This window comes from Metabacillus lacus (assembly GCF_009674805.1).
GTDB lineage: Bacteria > Bacillota > Bacilli > Bacillales > Bacillaceae > Metabacillus_C > Metabacillus_C lacus.
The window spans coordinates 1-15,832 of record NZ_WKKI01000063.1; the positions used below are offsets into that span (position 1 = coordinate 1).

17 protein-coding genes are annotated in these 15,832 nt (G+C 44.4%); 1 reads left to right on the forward strand and 16 read right to left on the reverse strand.

The window, feature by feature from the left end:
- Positions 1-341: 341 nt before the first annotated feature.
- The 5 genes from GJU40_RS18770 to GJU40_RS18790 all read right to left on the reverse strand — a co-directional run bounded on the left by GJU40_RS18770 (position 342) and on the right by GJU40_RS18790 (position 4,379).
- A complete protein-coding gene (locus GJU40_RS18770) occupies positions 342-623 on the reverse strand; it encodes an AbrB/MazE/SpoVT family DNA-binding domain-containing protein (RefSeq protein ID WP_154309587.1) in 282 nt (93 codons plus the stop codon).
- Positions 624-745: 122 nt separating this feature from the next.
- Complete coding sequence (gene spoIID, locus GJU40_RS18775) at positions 746-1,777, reverse strand: stage II sporulation protein D (RefSeq protein ID WP_154309588.1); 1,032 nt, start codon at positions 1,775-1,777, stop codon at positions 746-748.
- 151 nt (positions 1,778-1,928) lie between these two features.
- Positions 1,929-3,230, reverse strand: coding sequence for a UDP-N-acetylglucosamine 1-carboxyvinyltransferase (murA, locus tag GJU40_RS18780; RefSeq protein WP_154309589.1), 1,302 nt, complete (start codon positions 3,228-3,230; stop codon positions 1,929-1,931).
- Between the two features lie 32 nt (positions 3,231-3,262).
- A complete protein-coding gene (locus tag GJU40_RS18785; RefSeq protein WP_154309590.1) occupies positions 3,263-4,003 on the reverse strand; it encodes a YwmB family TATA-box binding protein in 741 nt (246 codons plus the stop codon).
- A 115-nt stretch (positions 4,004-4,118) separates the two neighbouring features.
- Positions 4,119-4,379: a DUF1146 family protein gene (locus tag GJU40_RS18790; RefSeq protein ID WP_154309591.1), complete on the reverse strand. Its 261-nt coding sequence runs from the start codon at positions 4,377-4,379 to the stop codon at positions 4,119-4,121.
- 781 nt (positions 4,380-5,160) lie between these two features.
- Between GJU40_RS18790 and GJU40_RS18795 the strand changes: the two genes are divergently transcribed.
- A complete protein-coding gene (locus tag GJU40_RS18795) occupies positions 5,161-5,661 on the forward strand; it encodes a hypothetical protein (protein ID WP_154309592.1) in 501 nt (166 codons plus the stop codon).
- A gap of 26 nt (positions 5,662-5,687) precedes the next feature.
- Here GJU40_RS18795 and GJU40_RS18800 read toward each other — a convergent pair whose 3' ends face one another.
- The 11 genes from GJU40_RS18800 to GJU40_RS18850 form a co-directional block, all read right to left on the reverse strand.
- Positions 5,688-6,083, reverse strand: coding sequence for a F0F1 ATP synthase subunit epsilon (locus GJU40_RS18800; RefSeq protein ID WP_154309593.1), 396 nt, complete (start codon positions 6,081-6,083; stop codon positions 5,688-5,690).
- A gap of 24 nt (positions 6,084-6,107) precedes the next feature.
- On the reverse strand, positions 6,108-7,526 hold the full coding sequence (gene atpD, locus GJU40_RS18805) for a F0F1 ATP synthase subunit beta (RefSeq protein WP_154309594.1): 1,419 nt from the start codon (positions 7,524-7,526) through the stop codon (positions 6,108-6,110).
- A gap of 53 nt (positions 7,527-7,579) precedes the next feature.
- On the reverse strand, positions 7,580-8,437 hold the full coding sequence (locus GJU40_RS18810) for a F0F1 ATP synthase subunit gamma (RefSeq protein WP_154309595.1): 858 nt from the start codon (positions 8,435-8,437) through the stop codon (positions 7,580-7,582).
- Between the two features lie 82 nt (positions 8,438-8,519).
- The gene (gene atpA / locus GJU40_RS18815) at positions 8,520-10,028 is read right to left on the reverse strand and encodes a F0F1 ATP synthase subunit alpha (protein ID WP_154309596.1); all 1,509 of its coding nucleotides are present in this window, start codon (positions 10,026-10,028) and stop codon (positions 8,520-8,522) included.
- 22 nt (positions 10,029-10,050) lie between these two features.
- Positions 10,051-10,590 carry a F0F1 ATP synthase subunit delta gene (locus GJU40_RS18820; RefSeq protein ID WP_154309597.1) on the reverse strand — a complete coding sequence of 180 codons (540 nt, stop codon included), beginning with the start codon at positions 10,588-10,590 and terminating at the stop codon, positions 10,051-10,053.
- Positions 10,587-11,129, reverse strand: a complete 543-nt coding sequence (gene atpF, locus GJU40_RS18825; RefSeq protein ID WP_154309598.1) for a F0F1 ATP synthase subunit B — start codon at positions 11,127-11,129, stop codon at positions 10,587-10,589. The genes GJU40_RS18820 and atpF overlap by 4 nt, the downstream gene beginning before the upstream one ends.
- Before the next feature lie 282 nt (positions 11,130-11,411).
- A complete protein-coding gene (gene atpE / locus GJU40_RS18830) occupies positions 11,412-11,630 on the reverse strand; it encodes a F0F1 ATP synthase subunit C (RefSeq protein ID WP_154309603.1) in 219 nt (72 codons plus the stop codon).
- A gap of 75 nt (positions 11,631-11,705) precedes the next feature.
- Complete coding sequence (gene atpB / locus GJU40_RS18835; protein ID WP_154309599.1) at positions 11,706-12,449, reverse strand: F0F1 ATP synthase subunit A; 744 nt, start codon at positions 12,447-12,449, stop codon at positions 11,706-11,708.
- 24 nt (positions 12,450-12,473) lie between these two features.
- The gene (locus GJU40_RS18840) at positions 12,474-12,842 is read right to left on the reverse strand and encodes an ATP synthase subunit I (protein WP_154309600.1); all 369 of its coding nucleotides are present in this window, start codon (positions 12,840-12,842) and stop codon (positions 12,474-12,476) included.
- A gap of 7 nt (positions 12,843-12,849) precedes the next feature.
- Entirely contained in the window at positions 12,850-13,071 is a 222-nt protein-coding gene (locus tag GJU40_RS18845; protein WP_154309601.1) for an AtpZ/AtpI family protein, read from the reverse strand.
- A 152-nt stretch (positions 13,072-13,223) separates the two neighbouring features.
- Positions 13,224-15,488, reverse strand: coding sequence for a S8 family serine peptidase (locus tag GJU40_RS18850; protein WP_154309602.1), 2,265 nt, complete (start codon positions 15,486-15,488; stop codon positions 13,224-13,226).
- Positions 15,489-15,832: the final 344 nt, after the last annotated feature.

A 15,832-nucleotide genomic window follows, 5' to 3' on the forward strand; every position in this document is an offset into this window, starting at 1 on the left:
TCCTTTATTAGAAGTCACGGATAACGTGGGTTTAGCTTCTAGTTTAGGAGATTTTTTTGCATTCGTCCATAAAAAATTCCCCTATAATTTCAATTAATAGAGGGTAATTAAATTGATCTTTTGGCCTGTGGATACATATGCAATGATAGTGGAAAACGTCCGGTTATTTTTCTCCCATGAGCGTTCTCCATCCGCATATATGCGGAATAACTCCGTTAGTTGCTCTGCAGTTGGTACAATAGAACAAGCATCCTGCTCTCAAATCTTCCCGCTAAAAAACACTCAGAAATTCAAACATTCCTGAGCGCCACTATCGTTTTAGGTTATGTGAACAAGTCTTGTTACACTCGCAGCAGCGAATGTTTCAGTTCTTTTAGCAGGATGTCCTTTCCTCTCGGGCTCAACACCAGTGCTCCGTCGAGAAAGGATTCATTTTGGTCAGTGATTTCTCCAGTCACGTCACAGACCATATTAGGTTCATATTTTCGCAGAACAATTTTATCACCGTCTACAAAAATTTCAAGAGGATCTTTTAAGTCAATCTTGTGGGTTCTTCTAATTTCTTTAGGTATGACGATTCTTCCTAATTCATCTACTTTTCTAACGATCCCTGTACCCTTCATCCGATTTCCCCCTTAGATTCATTAACAATATTTTAGCATTTAAGGGTATTTATTACCATGATAAGGGATTTTCACTATGGGGTAATTCATCGCAAAAAAGCCGCCTCAGGCAGCTCTTTGCATTAGTTTTTCGCCATGTACTTTGCAAGAAAAGGATCCGCAGCTGCGACCTGGGTACCCTGATAGTAGTGGGTGACAATTTCGCCGTAGTTTTTGCCTTCCTGCGCCATAAAGTTGGCTCCATACTGGCTCATCCCGACACCGTGGCCATAGCCTTTGGTGGAAATGACTACACTATTTCCCTTCAGGTTCCACGTAAAGTCTGTTGAACGAAGATCGAGCTTTTCGCGAACCTCCCTGCCGGTGAGTTTTTTGCCGCCAATTTCGACCACACCTACTTTTTTGCCTGGCGTTCTTTCAAGGACTCTGCCCACTTCTTCTGCATTTCCTATTTTCACACCAAGCTTTTGCTCAAATTCAGCGATGGAAACCACTTTTTGATCGAAAAATTTGGGCGACTTTTCATCCCACGGGCTTTCTACACTTTTTAGGTATGGGAAAGGATTTGCCCAGTAATCCTCAGAGTTTTCTGTATAGCCGTTGCTCGTGGAGAAAAATTGGGCATTGATCGGCTGATTTTCAAACGTTAGGATCTGTCCTGCAGTTGCCTCAACGGCGCTCCTGACCTTCGCGAGATTATGCTCATAATTATGACCCCATATCCTTTTCAGCTCTTCCTGGCTTTTGTACACTTGATGACTAATGGTATCAGTCACGACAGAGCCCTCCGGTGTTGAAGGGGATTTGTCGGACATGAGCATTTTTACAATATACGTTCTGGCTGCAAGCGCCTGGGCTTTTAGAGCTTCCTGCTCAAAGTCTGGCGACATCTCGGATGACACCACTCCTATGAGATATTCCTGAAGCGGAACGTTCTCCACCTTTTTCTGATTTGCTCTGTAAACTGCAACGGCGATATCAGGTTCTGCTGTCACTGGCGCTGCCGCCTCCTCTGCCTCTTCTGTCTGCCGGAGATCTTCTCCAAGCTCACCCTTTGCTCTATCCATAAATGGAGCAACCATCAAGGTAGGGATCATTAATATGATGATGAATAATCCGGCGAAAACTGCAATGGCTGGTTTCAGTGAATTCATGTTATCCGGTCCCCCTGCAATGAAGTAAATGTTTATACCTCATCTTATGGGGATGGACAACCATTTATGACAGAATCCTGCACAACATGGACAGGCTTTTTCAGTTTCACAAAAAAGAAGCCGGTTCAGCGAACTGGCTTCTTCTTTGGCTTTATGCGTTCATGTCTGAGACAGATTTTTCAGTTGTTGTTGTTTCTTCTTTTACGCGCTCCACATCTGCACCGATTGCAGCAAGCTTGCCGTGGAAGTTCACGTATCCGCGGTCAAGGTGCTTCAGCTCAGTGACACGCGTATATCCTTCAGCTGCAAGGCCGGCAAGAATCAGGGCAGCACCTGCACGCAGGTCAGTTGCCGCTACTTCAGCACCCTGCAGTTCGATAGGGCCGTTCATGATCACAGAGCGTCCTTCGATTTTAATGTCGCCGTTCATTCTGCGGAATTCTTCGGCATGCATAAAGCGGTTTTCAAAGACGGTTTCTGTAATCATGCTTGTTCCGTTTGCACGAAGAAGCAATGCCATCATTTGTGATTGCATGTCAGTAGGAAAACCTGGATGCGGCATCGTTTTGATGTCTACAGCTTTCAATTCTTCAGGCCCAATCACGCGCAAGCCCTCTTCTTCTTCAATAATCTCTACGCCCATTTCTTCCATCTTAGCAACAAGGGAAGTTAGATGCTGGGCAACAGCGCCTTTTACAAGTACGTTGCCGCCTGTAATTGCTGCAGCAACCATGAACGTTCCAGCTTCAATACGGTCAGGAATGATGTGGTGCACACAGCCGCTCAGTGTTTCTACACCTTCAATGCGGATTGTGCCTGTTCCTGCACCTGTCACTGATCCGCCCATACCATTGATGTAGTTTGCCAAATCAACAATTTCAGGCTCTTTTGCACAGTTCTCAAGGATGGTTGTTCCTTCAGCCAGAGCAGCAGCCATAATAATGTTTTCAGTCGCACCTACACTTGGGAAGTCAAGATAGATCTTGGCACCCTTCAATCTGCCGTCCACTTCAGCTTCAATGAAGCCGTTTCCTACCTTGATTTTTGCACCCATCGCTTCAAAACCTTTTAAATGCTGATCAATGGGGCGAGAGCCGATTGCACAGCCGCCAGGAAGCGCCACACGTGCTTCTCCATTACGGGCAAGCAATGGTCCCATCACAAGGACAGATGCTCTCATTTTGCGTACATATTCAAATGGTGCTTCAGAAGATAACTCTCTTGATGCATCTACAATTACCTGATTATTTTCAAAGTGTACTTTTGCACCTAAATGGCGCAGTACCTCGTTAATCGTATATACATCGGAGAGTGTAGGTACATCACAAATGATGCTTTCTCCGTTATTAGCTAACAAAGATGCAGCGATAACTGGTAAAACGGCGTTTTTTGCTCCTTCTACTTTCACAGTACCGTTTAACTTTCGACCGCCGCGGACGATGATTTTTTCCAAGGTCTTCCCCTCCGCGTCCCAAATTCTCTATATTAATATTCAGTCGTTATGATTGGTGTTCCAATCACAACAGTGGGCTGTTTCCCCACTTCTCCGCTTCTTACAGCGATTTGAATGTTCATGCTGCCTTTTTTAGCCGGAATCAGCTGAGCCCATTCTTTTGTGTAACCTGATACCGATACAAAATTCTGCTCTTTAAGCTGTTCCACCGGCACCGCGTTAAATTCCATAAGCAAAGTGGATAAAGTTTCTTGCAAAACACCTTTCATCATATCATCAATATTTCCTATGATACAAGAGAAAATTGTAACTTTTTCATGAAAAATGTCGAATGATTTTTTTGTAAAGACATCCGTTGTTTTTTCCCAGTCTGTGTGCAGGCCATTTCCTTTCATCTCATACAAGAGATACGATTGCGATTGGTTATTTTTGAGGGTTGTTGCTGTGACTACAAGCTGCGTAGATACATTGAGGCTGTCAATGCGAAGTGTACCTGTTGCTTTCAGCACGTTGTTATCCTCTTGAAAATCCCACTGATATTGACGGTGTTCAGCTGTAAAACGTTTCACAAATTCATCAGGTTTTTCACCTTTCAGCGCAATATTTTTCTTTGCGTAAAGTGACCATTCCCTGATTGAAATGGAATGTTTATCTGCAGCGGAAGCCATCCTTTCAAGCGGTGTTTCCAATTTTGCGGCACCAATCGAATTCAGCACAATCGTTAATGATAAGATTAAAATAACAGCAATGATGACGTTCAATTTTTCCTTCATTCCGTCCACTTCCTCTCCTTGTTAACATTCTTGCCGGATTGGAAGCGGACATACGTGGAAAAAGTCGTCAATCTTCAACACACAATGCCTAGTACTTTCGTTGTGAATACAGTTGCTATATTCCCATCAGAAAGTTTTGGTAAACGTAAAACAAGTAAGGAATCTGCCTTGACCACAATAAATAATTCAAAAAGAAATTACTGACGAGTGAGGCAATCGCTATTGTTACTAATATAAGGAGGACACGCGTCTGGACAACGCGGCCGCGTTTGATTGCTTTTTCAATGTTAATGGCCTGTAAAGCCCACCATGTGATGAAGATAAAGACAAGATGGACCAGGATACTGAGTAATGCCTGCTGTCCGAAATCTGCCATAATTGCATCTCCCCCATCTGCTCCTGCGTGATTATCATATGAAGCTTGCTCTTGCCGGGTGTTTGTCTATGTAACAAGTTATCCATTGAACAATTTCTTTTGGCCAATTGAAACGTTCACAGTCCCTACTCATTATATAGACTGCAAACTATTTCATGTATATTTTTATGCTTTTACGAAAATTTTACACACGATATACATACATAGATGATTGGCGAAAAAAATAAGCAACTCACACTATTATTTAACAAGCCTCCTCCCTAATAAAGAGCCCTTAGTCCTATATATCCTTCTATTTTGTGTATATCTATATTAAATATTGAAAGAACTGTACTTTCAAGCAGGACTTTTATCTTTGTCCTCTGGTAGTGAGTTTTTTCTTTTTTTATATAGTGAGGAATCTGGCGGAAAAGCTATCCTGCTAAATAGGCGTAACATTTCCGCATATGCTAAAAATAGCATATAAAAAATCCGTTAATAGCCGGAGGTATTCCGTCTATTGTCCTCAAACAGCTCCAAATGTGGGGTTTTTCTGTGCTTAACCGGAAAAGCTTCCCTTATTTGCCCCAATATACGCTCTTTTTTTCAAGTAACCGGAATATCTCCGCTTATCCTTGCGTTTACCTCTATTACAATTCCCCCTATTTTCACCTCACAGCCGGCCGATCTTAAGCAAATTGGAAAAGAAATGATGATTTGTAGGATTTCTGTAAAATCAGTAGATCCTGTTGCACACACTGTGTTCCTGTACTAGGCTAGTAAGATGGGGAGAGGTGAGAGCATGCAGCCAGAATTTCATGATATGCAGGAAGAGTATGGAAGAAACTTGCCTGACTTTCAAAATGAATTACAGGCAAAGGTTTATTACTTTGATTATAGAAAAGAGCAGTTAGAGCTGATGGAGGAAATCTTTCAGTATTATGGGTTGAAGCTTGATTACAGTCCGAACAGCTTACAGGAGATGGAAGAGCTGTACTTTCAGCTGTTCCGCCATGGCGGCTTTTACGATTTGCAGATATCTCCTGAAGAGTTCGAGAAAGCGATGACCGTTTATTTTGGAGAAGTCGTTATTTTCAATACGGAGGATACCTTCTGGGCAGCAAAGGAATATCCCTTTATGGAAGGCAAATATACGATGGCATTGGAAACTGGGCGTTATACCGCACATTCCCTGAACCTGTTTCAGGATCATTATCTGTCTGTCAGAAATGAGCGGGAACAAGCAGTGTACCGTGAATATACAAAATGGCTGAAAAGAGCCAAAAAGACCTTAGGTGAATGAACACCTAAGGTCTTTTTATCATATCATCAGCTTCGTACGTCCAAGCGGTTGATGGCACGACGCAGTGCCAGTTCGGCACGCTTATGGTCGATGTCATCTGTTTTCGCAGACAGGCGCTGTTCAGCGCGCGTCTTTGCTGCTTGAGCACGACTAAGATCAATATTTTCTTCTGTTTCAGCAGTTTGTGCCAAAATAGTTACTTTATCAGGCCGAACCTCTATAAAGCCTCCGCTGACAGCCAAACGTTTTGTGCTGCTTCCGTCTTTTAGGCGAACTGCTCCGATTTGCAAAGGAGCCACCATAGGAATATGTCCCGGCAAGATCCCAAGCTCACCACCCTGAGCTTTTACACTTACCATTTCAACGTGTGCATCATAAACTGGGCCATCGGGAGTAACGACATTGACTAGTACTGTCTTCATACTCATACCCTCCTAAGGTCCAGATTAAGCTTCTACACCCATCTTCTTCGCATTTTCAACCACTTCTTCGATGCGGCCGACAAGACGGAATGCATCTTCAGGAAGGTGATCGTATTTACCGCTAAGAATTTCGCTGAAGCCTTTTACCGTTTCTGCTACAGGAACATAAGACCCTTTTTGGCCTGTAAACTGCTCTGCAACGTGGAAGTTTTGAGACAGGAAGAACTGAATGCGGCGCGCACGGTGAACGACAAGTTTATCTTCGTCAGAAAGCTCGTCCATACCGAGGATCGCAATGATATCCTGAAGCTCTTTGTAACGCTGCAATGTTTGCTGTACTTGACGTGCAATGCCGTAATGCTCTTCTCCAACAATTTCAGGTGAAAGTGCACGAGAAGTGGAAGCAAGAGGATCCACCGCAGGGTAGATACCCATTTCAGACAGCTTACGCTCAAGGTTTGTTGTTGCATCCAAGTGGGCGAATGTTGTTGCAGGAGCCGGATCCGTATAGTCATCGGCTGGTACATAAATCGCTTGGATAGATGTAACAGAACCAACGCTTGTAGATGTGATACGCTCTTGCAATTGTCCCATCTCAGTAGCAAGTGTCGGCTGGTAACCTACCGCTGAAGGCATACGCCCAAGAAGTGCGGATACCTCAGAACCTGCCTGAGTGAAGCGGAAGATATTGTCCATGAAGAACAAAACGTCCTGGCCTTGGTCATCACGGAAGAATTCAGCCATTGTCAATCCTGTCAGTGCAACACGCATACGTGCGCCAGGCGGCTCGTTCATCTGTCCGAATACCATTGCCGTTTTCTTGATAACACCGGAATCTGTCATCTCGTGGTAAAGGTCATTTCCTTCACGAGTACGCTCACCAACACCTGCAAACACGGAAATACCACCGTGCTCCTGCGCGATGTTGTTGATCAATTCCTGAATAAGAACTGTTTTCCCTACTCCCGCACCACCGAAGAGACCGATTTTACCACCTTTGATATAAGGAGCAAGCAAATCTACTACCTTGATGCCTGTTTCAAGAATTTCTACTTCTGTAGAAAGATGTTCGAATGTAGGAGCTGATCTGTGAATTGGATCACGGCGAGCTTCTGCACCAATCGGCTGATCCAAGTCAATGTTTTCACCAAGCACGTTGAAAACGCGGCCCAAAGTGATATCACCAACTGGAACTGAGATTGGCGCTCCTGTATCATGAACTTCCATTCCGCGCTGAACACCATCACTGGATGCCATTGCGATTGTACGCACAGAGTCGTCACCTAAGTGAAGGGCAACTTCCAATGTTAAGTCAATATCAACTTCATTTGCACTGCGCGCTTTATGTTTGATTTGTATTGCGTTAAAGATCTCCGGAAGGCCGTTATCGAACTTCACGTCTATAACCGGACCCATAACCTGAATAACGCGTCCTATAATCATCGTATTCCCTCCTGACTTGCTATTTTCACGAACTAACAGCGGCTTTTCTTATGCTATTCGAGTGCAGCTGCACCGCCGACAATTTCAGTAATTTCCTGAGTAATTGCAGCCTGGCGCGCACGGTTGTATTGAAGTGTAAGTGCATTGATAAGCTCTTTAGCATTATCCGTTGCACTCTGCATGGCAGTCATACGTGCTGCGTGCTCTGATGCTTTGCTGTCAAGCAGTGCACCATAGATGAGACTCTCAGCATATTGAGGCAGCAATACTTCAAGAATTTCTTCTTGAGCAGGCTCGAATTCATATGATGTCAAGTTTTTGTTCGATGCAATATCAGTAAGAGGCAGCAGTTTTTTCTCTGTTACTTCCTGTGAAATTGCACTCACATAGTGATTGTAGTAAAGGAACAGCTCATCAAATGTACCGTCTTCAAACATGTTGACAGCTTTGCTCGCTATATCCCTGATATCGGAAAAGCTAACCGTATCGCCAAGTCCTGTAATCTCGGAAATTACGGAGATGTTGCGTTTTCTGAAGAAATCGCGTCCCATTTTTCCGATTGCAATGACAGCGTACTCGTTTGGCGATTGATGACGCTTTTGAATTGCCTGATAAGCGCTTCGCAGAATACTGCTGTTAAAAGCCCCGGCAAGGCCCCGGTCAGATGTGATCACAAGGTAGCCGGTTCTTTTCACTTCGCGGTTTTGCAGCATAGGATGGCTGACATCTGTGCTTCCTAGAGCGATGTTAGACACAACTTCCTGAATTTTTTCCATGTAAGGAACAAACGCTTTGGCGTTGCTCTCTGCACGGTTCAATTTCGCTGCTGAAACCATCTGCATCGCTTTTGTAATCTGGCTTGTCTTTTTTGTTGAGGTGATTCTCGCTTTTATATCGCGTAATGATGCCAAAGGTTCTCACCACCTTTATTTAGAAGATCCGTTCATAGTTATAAGGAAGGGAAAAGCGCACTCCGCACTTTTCCTCTTGAAATTACTCAGTAATCGCGAAAGTCTTTTTAAAGCTGTTAAATGCATTTTCCATATCTTTGTCTTCCGGAAGTCCTCCGGTTGTTCTGATATGCTCCAGCAGATCTTTATGATTCTGCTCAAGGAATGCAAACAGCTCTTCTTCAAAACGGCCGACATCCCCTACAGGAATATCATCTACAAATCCGCGTGTCAGTGCATAAAGAATCGCAACCTGCTTTTCAACCTTCAGCGGCTTATGAAGACCCTGTTTCAGGATTTCAACTGTTCTCGCACCACGGTTAAGCTTGGCCTGTGTTGCTTTATCAAGATCAGAACCGAACTGTGCAAATGCTTCAAGCTCACGGTAGGAAGCCAGGTCAAGACGAAGCGTACCAGCTACCTTTTTCATTGCCTTGATTTGCGCAGATCCCCCTACACGGGATACAGAAAGACCGGCGTTGATCGCAGGACGTACACCTGAGAAGAACAGGTCAGACTGAAGGAAGATTTGTCCGTCAGTGATGGAAATAACATTTGTCGGGATATATGCAGAAATATCTCCGGCTTGTGTTTCAACAAAAGGAAGTGCTGTTAAAGAACCTGCACCTTTTGCATCGCTAAGCTTTGCTGCACGCTCAAGCAAACGGGAGTGAAGATAGAAAACGTCACCCGGATATGCTTCACGACCTGGAGGACGGCGCAATAATAGTGAAAGCTCACGGTAAGCAGCCGCTTGTTTGGAAAGATCATCGTATACAACAAGCACGTGCTTGCCGTTGTACATGAACTCTTCACCCATTGTTACACCTGCATATGGAGCAAGGAACAATAGCGGAGCCGGCTGAGAAGCTGAAGCTGTTACAACAATTGTATAGTCCAGCGCGCCGTGCTTACGAAGCGTTTCTACTACTCCGCGGACAGTTGATTCTTTTTGTCCGATTGCAACATAGATACAGATCATGTTTTGATCGCTTTGATTCAGGATTGTATCGATCGCTACAGACGTTTTACCTGTCTGGCGGTCACCGATGATCAGCTCACGCTGTCCGCGTCCGATTGGAACAAGGGCATCGATTGCTTTGATACCTGTTTGAAGAGGTTCATGAACAGATTTACGGTCCATAACACCCGGTGCAGGGCTTTCAATTGGACGTGTTTTTGTTGTTTCAATCGGTCCAAGACCGTCAACAGGCTGTCCAAGAGGATTTACAACACGGCCGATCAGCGCTTCGCCAACCGGAACCTCCATGATGCGTCCTGTACGGCGTACCTCGTCGCCTTCGCGAATATCGCGGAAAGGCCCTAGAATAACGATACCTACGTTGTTCTCTTCCAGGTTCTGAGCCATACCCAGAACGCCGTTTGAAAATTCTACAAGCTCACCAGCCATGACATTGTCGAGGCCATGAGCACGTGCGATACCATCCCCTACCTGGATAACGGTACCTACGTCACTAACTTGTATATCAGACTGATAGTTTTCAATCTGCTTTTTAATCAATGCACTAATTTCTTCAGCCTTGATGCTCATGAGTTTCACCCCTATCTACTTTCTATTTTGCAGCTAACTGCCGCTGAATGCGCTCAAGCTTTCCGCTGATGCTGCCATCATAAATGCGGTTGCCGATACGCAGTTTCACTCCGCCGATAATGTTCGGATCTATTACATTCTGCAGGCGCAAGGATGCTTTGCCGATTTTTCTGGCAAATACCGTTGACAACGCAGCGATTTCTTCCACTTTTAAAGGTTTTACAGAGTATACAACCGCATCCTCTGTGCTTCTTTCATCATTTGCAAGCACGATGTACTGATCGGCAATCTCTGAAACTGCCGTAATACGATGCTTTTCAACCAGAATCAGAAGCGTGTTTACTACATGGACAGACAGTGAAGAAAATGCATCACCGATGATTGATTTTTTTTGAGTCAGCGTAATTTTGGGATGAGTCAGCACATCCATAAGCGTCTGATTATCAGCGAAAACCTTTTTAACTGTGCGCATGTCTTCTTCAAACCGGTCCAACAGCTGGTTTTCCTTAGCAATTTGAAAAAGAGCCAACGCATAGCGCTTTGCTACGATTCCGCTGCTCATCGACCTTCGCCTACCTCTTTAATGTAGTCGCTGATCAACTTCTCCTGCTCTTGCTCATTCAATTCTTTTTCAATCACTTTGCTTGCAATCAGCACGGACAGTGAAGCAACCTGCTGCTGCAATGCTGCAACTGCCTGGTCTCTCTCCTGTGCAATTTCTTTTCTTGCAGACTCTTTAAAGCGCTCAGCTTCAACGCGGGCAGCCTCAACAATCTCCTGCTTCTGCTGTTCGCCAACCTTTTTAGCGTTTTCAACCATCGCCTGAGATTCCTGGCGGGCCTGCTTTAACAGTTCGCGCTGTTCATTGACAAGCTTGCTTGCTTCTTTATTGCTGTTTTCAGCTGCGCTGATTTCATTGGCGATCAAGTCCTCACGCTGCTTCATAATGTTCATGATCGGACCGAATGCATACTTTTTCAATAATGCCAAAAGAATAAGGAAGATGAGTAATTGGAAAACAATATCTCCGCCATTAAATTGGGCTAAAAAGCCGCCGCCTTCAGCTGCTGCGCCTAATACCAAAAGGTCAAAGTTTAACATAGCTGAATTTCACTCCCTTCAAAAGGTTACAGGATGTGTCTTTTAGGGAATATGATGACTGGTTGCAACTGCAACATAAGCATCAATCATATTCAGATACTGCATATAAATCTACATAAAGGAAGGCGAAGATCCCGCTTCGCCATTTCTTTAGCGATGATTAGCTTCGCTTGTCCGGGACCTGTAAAAGCGCCTTCAGATACTTCCATTACTTCAAAAATCATCCATATAAAAGGATAGATAAACTGCAGAAGAGCAATTTATCTATATCCTTTCGCGTTATTACTGGTTAGCACCGAATACCATGAACGCGATAACAACCGCGATGATAGGAACAGCCTCTACTAGTGCAACCCCGATAAACATTGTTGTTTGAAGCATACCGCGAGCTTCCGGCTGGCGGGCAATCCCTTCTACTGTACGTGAAACGATAAGTCCGTTACCAATACCTGCACCTAGTGCTGCTAAACCAACTGCGATCGCAGCTGCCAATAAACCCATACCCATTATAAATGTCCTCCTTAAATGTATAAAAAATGTATTTTTTTCGTCCAATCAGATTGAACAATTTTATTATTAATGGTCGTGGCTCACTTTGTGTGCCATATAAACCATTGTTAACATAACGAAAATGAAAGCCTGAATTCCGCCTACGAAAATACTGAATGCCTGCCATACCAGCATCGGTATTACTGCTGCAAGCGTTCCGATAATTCCGCTTGCAAAGCCGTTTGCATATCCATTCACTGCAAGGCCTGCAAGAAGTCCCAAAAGAATCTCACCTGCATAAATGTTACCGAAAAGACGCAGACCCAGTGTGAGGGTATTTGCAAACTCCTCGATAATTTTGAGAGGGAATAAAAACTTCATTGGCCTTAAATAATCGCGGCCGTATTCCCGCACACCCTTCATCTTGATACCATAGTAGTGCGTCAGCACAACAACCATTACAGCGAGTGTCAATGTAATGACTGGATCTGCTGTTGGAGATTTCCACCATAAATCATGATTTTCACCCACAATTACGGCAAACGGCAACCCCAGCATATTTGATACAAAGATATACAAGAGCAAAGTTAAACCCAAAATGGTAAAGCGGTTGCCAGTTTTCATGTCCATGGTGCTTCCGACGATGTTTCTGACAAAGTCGATAACCCACTCCATAAAGTTCTGCATACCTGTCGGCTTCATAGCCAGATTCCTTGCACACAATACAGCAATGATGAAAACAATTGTTGATGCAATCAAGATCATCATCATATTTGCAAGGTTCCAGTTCAGACCTAAGAAATTCTCAAGTATTGGAGCTCCATGACCCAAAATATTCACCTCTCTTTCTAACAGCTAAGTGCGCAAAAGTTGTACAAAATAATCTATCATAATGACAAAGTACATCGTCATTAATCCAATTACAACGCTGACGAGATGAAGTTCATCCGGAAATTCAAGGCTGATCAGAACAGCGAATCCGGCTGAGGCCATCCGGGATGCGGTGCCAAGCGACCTGACACTTCTTCCTTCATCCATCGCTTTCCCAAACTGTTTATGCTTGCGGACCATTAGCCACAAATTGAACAGACTGATGCTTGTCCCAAGTATCAGGCCGAGAAAGACCGGCTGATAGCTTGTAAATCCCCATCCGATTACATAGAAAGACAATAAGAAAAATATGTATTTGCGATATCTAAAAAACTGGTGATGCAAATCAAGCATGTGATGTTCAGTCTCCTGAGTAATAGTGGTGGACTAACTTAAGCATGGCATAAATCCCTGCAGCCAATCCCAATAGAAGGCCAATGACTAAAAACAGCGGCTGCGTTTGAAAATAACCATCCGCCCATCTTCCAGCAAAAATGCCGATGAGGACAGATCCAACTAACTGCGATAAAATTCCAGACATTAAAGCCATAGACTTCAAGGGCTGACGCTGATTTTTACGCATTTGGTTATATCCTTTCTACAAGGCTGAAAAAGGATTAATTTGGGGAAAATTAACGGATATTTACAGTAATGAAAACCTTATCATTATATCCTTGTTAAGCATACAATAGGCAAATATTGTTGTCAATGTGTTTCATGCTAAAAGTTCACAATCTAAAATTGACCACACAAATTGTTCACAAATACTGAATCATCCCCTATTGACAAGGGTTTTTCCACCAAAATTTCCGTTTCGACCACATCTTCCCTGCCATCCTTTTTCACATACACGAGCGCAAGATATACCCCTTCTGCAAATTGCAGATTCCCGTTCTTCAGCTCCTGACTGTACAGCCCCCGCTCAAGATTTCTCCTGTAATCGAGAAACCCTTTAAACATTAATGTATCAGGATCATATAAAGCAATACCCATTTCATCCGCGCCCCCCGGCATGTATACATCATATTGATAGGTTCCCGGCATGTCGCCCTCCTGAAATGAAAAGCCCATAATTCGCGGATAATCCGGCTCATCCACCACAAACAAATAAGGAATATTAATCATATCATCCCCCGCTTTCACCTGAAGCCAGCCTTCGTAATTCCCTTTTTCCAGCAATGACGGGGTGACGTCAGCTGAAAGATTGACCATTACTTTCTCTCCAGGCTTTGCCGTCACAGGCAGCGGCATCTGCCATTGAAGGCCCTGCTGCTGCTTGGGATAGGAAAATGTAAAGGTTTGACTTTCCGAAGATGTATTTTCCAGCGTGATGCTTACTGTCTTTTTCGTCCGCTCAGCATTTCTTTTGAACTGTCCGAAGCTGAGCGAAGAAGGATAGAGAAGCAAATCAGCTTCTGCAGCTTTTAGCACATCCATTCTGCCAGTGCCCTGCTCAGTCGGCTTATAAGCAGCTTTTCCATCACGATACAGCTTTTTTGAAGTATTCATTAACGCCGCTTTTACCTGATCAGGCGTCCAGCCGGGGTGAGCTTGCAGCAATAAAGCACATGCTCCTGCCACATGCGGAGCAGCCATGCTTGTTCCCTGCAGTGCCAAATAGCCGCCCGGGACTGTACTGTGAATCGAAACACCCGGCGCCACAAGATCAGGCTTGATGCTCCATGTGTTCGTTACAGGGCCTCTTGAACTAAAATCTGCGAGCTCATCTGTGCTGTCTATATATATAGTAGAAACTAGTTCTTTTTTCACCTTATTTCTTAAGTATTCGCCATCCTTTCCGGAAAGCGAAGCAACTGGAAGGTTGACCGGAATCTCCACATTTCCTGCAAAGCTCCCGTCTTTATGATTGTAAATTAAAACCGCCTTTGCTCCGGCAAGCTCTGCATTCAGCACTTTTTCCGTAAAAGGAATTTTCCCTCTTTTCATCAGCACAACATGGCCCCTTGCACTCTTTGGAATGTCCTGTGCGTATCCAAACCCGGCCTCAATGATTTTTTCTGAGGAATTCAGCGTCCAGCTTTCAGCACCCTGCATTGGGTGCAGTTTCAGCATTTTTTTCCCGATCTGCAGAAAAGGGCTTTTCCCGGGAGGTGTGGAAGCTCCGACTGATATAGCTTTTTCCGCCGTTCCCGGTGAACCTACCGTCCAGCTTTTTGGGCCTGAATTTCCGCTGGAAGTCACTGCAACAATTCCTTTCTCCGCTGCTTTGTTCAATGCAAGACTTGTCGGCCAGTCAGGTCCGTTGATACTGTTTCCAAGCGAAAGATTAATAATGTCCACTTTGTCTTTGATGGCCCTGTCAATTGCGGCAATAATCTGGTCTGACGTTCCGACCCCGCCCGGCCCCAAGGCGCGGTATGCGATAATTTTAGCATCCGGCGCCACACCGCGCAGCTTTCCATTTGCTGCAATTACCCCGGCTACATGAGTTCCATGAAACGTCTGCTCCTCACCCTTTCCCATCGTCTCCATCGAGTCGGCATCATTATCAATAAAATCATAGCCGCCGGCATAGCTGCTGCGTAGATCCCGGTGCGTGTAATCCATCCCTGTATCAATGACGCCAATCACAATTCCCTTTCCGGTAAGCCGCTTGTGATGTTCATCAAACAATCCCCTGACATCTTCTCCGCCTATGAACGGAACACTTTCATCAATATCCGCAGAATAAGAAGAAACAGGATTGCCCTGCAGCACGTAAGGCTCCTTCAGCAGCTGATCAATCTCCCCCTGCTCCCCCTCGACAGCAAACCCCGTGAACACCTCTTGATACTCTCTGTTAATCTCAACAGTCTTGTATTTTTCTGCAATATCCTTCTTGAACACCTGCTGAGCGGCATCCTTGATCACAATGACCATGGACACCCTCTCCCTGAGATCCGCCTCAGGAGCTGAGGGGTGCTGAGGATATTTATAAGCAGTCGCATATGACGGGAATAACGTGATAAAAATGATCAAAAATAGTGTGGCCGTTCTCATTTGCTTCACCTCCATTTTAGTTTTTACCAAGTTTAGGGAAACTATGTTAGGGATTGGGATGAAGGAAGTTTGGGATTGACGGAGCATTTCCGCTTATATGGGGGATGCTGAGCTTCATTTTGAGCTTAACCGGAATTTTTCCGCTTATCTTGAATTGACGGTGATGCTGATGAAGGAATAAACGGAGCATTTCCACTATCATTGCATATGTATCCACAGGCCAAAAGATCAATTTAATTACCCTCTATTAATTGAAATTATAGGGGGATTTTTTATGGACGAATGCAAAAAAATCTCCTAAACTAGAAGCTAAACCCACGTTATCCGTGACTTCTAATAAAGGA

What these genes read in the sequence shown, in the direction of transcription:
- GJU40_RS18785 (WP_154309590.1), bottom strand. Translation starts at nt 4,003, where the DNA reads ATGAAGGAAAAATTGAACGTCATCATTGCTGTTATTTTAATCTTATCA.
- GJU40_RS18795 (WP_154309592.1), top strand. Translation starts at nt 5,161, where the DNA reads ATGCAGCCAGAATTTCATGATATGCAGGAAGAGTATGGAAGAAACTTG.
- spoIID (WP_154309588.1), bottom strand. Translation starts at nt 1,777, where the DNA reads ATGAATTCACTGAAACCAGCCATTGCAGTTTTCGCCGGATTATTCATC.
- GJU40_RS18845 (WP_154309601.1), bottom strand. Translation starts at nt 13,071, where the DNA reads ATGCGTAAAAATCAGCGTCAGCCCTTGAAGTCTATGGCTTTAATGTCT.
- atpF (WP_154309598.1), bottom strand. Translation starts at nt 11,129, where the DNA reads ATGTTAAACTTTGACCTTTTGGTATTAGGCGCAGCAGCTGAAGGCGGC.
- GJU40_RS18770 (WP_154309587.1), bottom strand. Translation starts at nt 623, where the DNA reads ATGAAGGGTACAGGGATCGTTAGAAAAGTAGATGAATTAGGAAGAATC.
- GJU40_RS18820 (WP_154309597.1), bottom strand. Translation starts at nt 10,590, where the DNA reads ATGAGCAGCGGAATCGTAGCAAAGCGCTATGCGTTGGCTCTTTTTCAA.
- GJU40_RS18790 (WP_154309591.1), bottom strand. Translation starts at nt 4,379, where the DNA reads ATGGCAGATTTCGGACAGCAGGCATTACTCAGTATCCTGGTCCATCTT.
- GJU40_RS18850 (WP_154309602.1), bottom strand. Translation starts at nt 15,488, where the DNA reads ATGAGAACGGCCACACTATTTTTGATCATTTTTATCACGTTATTCCCG.
- GJU40_RS18800 (WP_154309593.1), bottom strand. Translation starts at nt 6,083, where the DNA reads ATGAAGACAGTACTAGTCAATGTCGTTACTCCCGATGGCCCAGTTTAT.
- atpD (WP_154309594.1), bottom strand. Translation starts at nt 7,526, where the DNA reads ATGATTATAGGACGCGTTATTCAGGTTATGGGTCCGGTTATAGACGTG.
- atpE (WP_154309603.1), bottom strand. Translation starts at nt 11,630, where the DNA reads ATGGGTTTATTGGCAGCTGCGATCGCAGTTGGTTTAGCAGCACTAGGT.
- atpA (WP_154309596.1), bottom strand. Translation starts at nt 10,028, where the DNA reads ATGAGCATCAAGGCTGAAGAAATTAGTGCATTGATTAAAAAGCAGATT.
- GJU40_RS18840 (WP_154309600.1), bottom strand. Translation starts at nt 12,842, where the DNA reads ATGCTTGATTTGCATCACCAGTTTTTTAGATATCGCAAATACATATTT.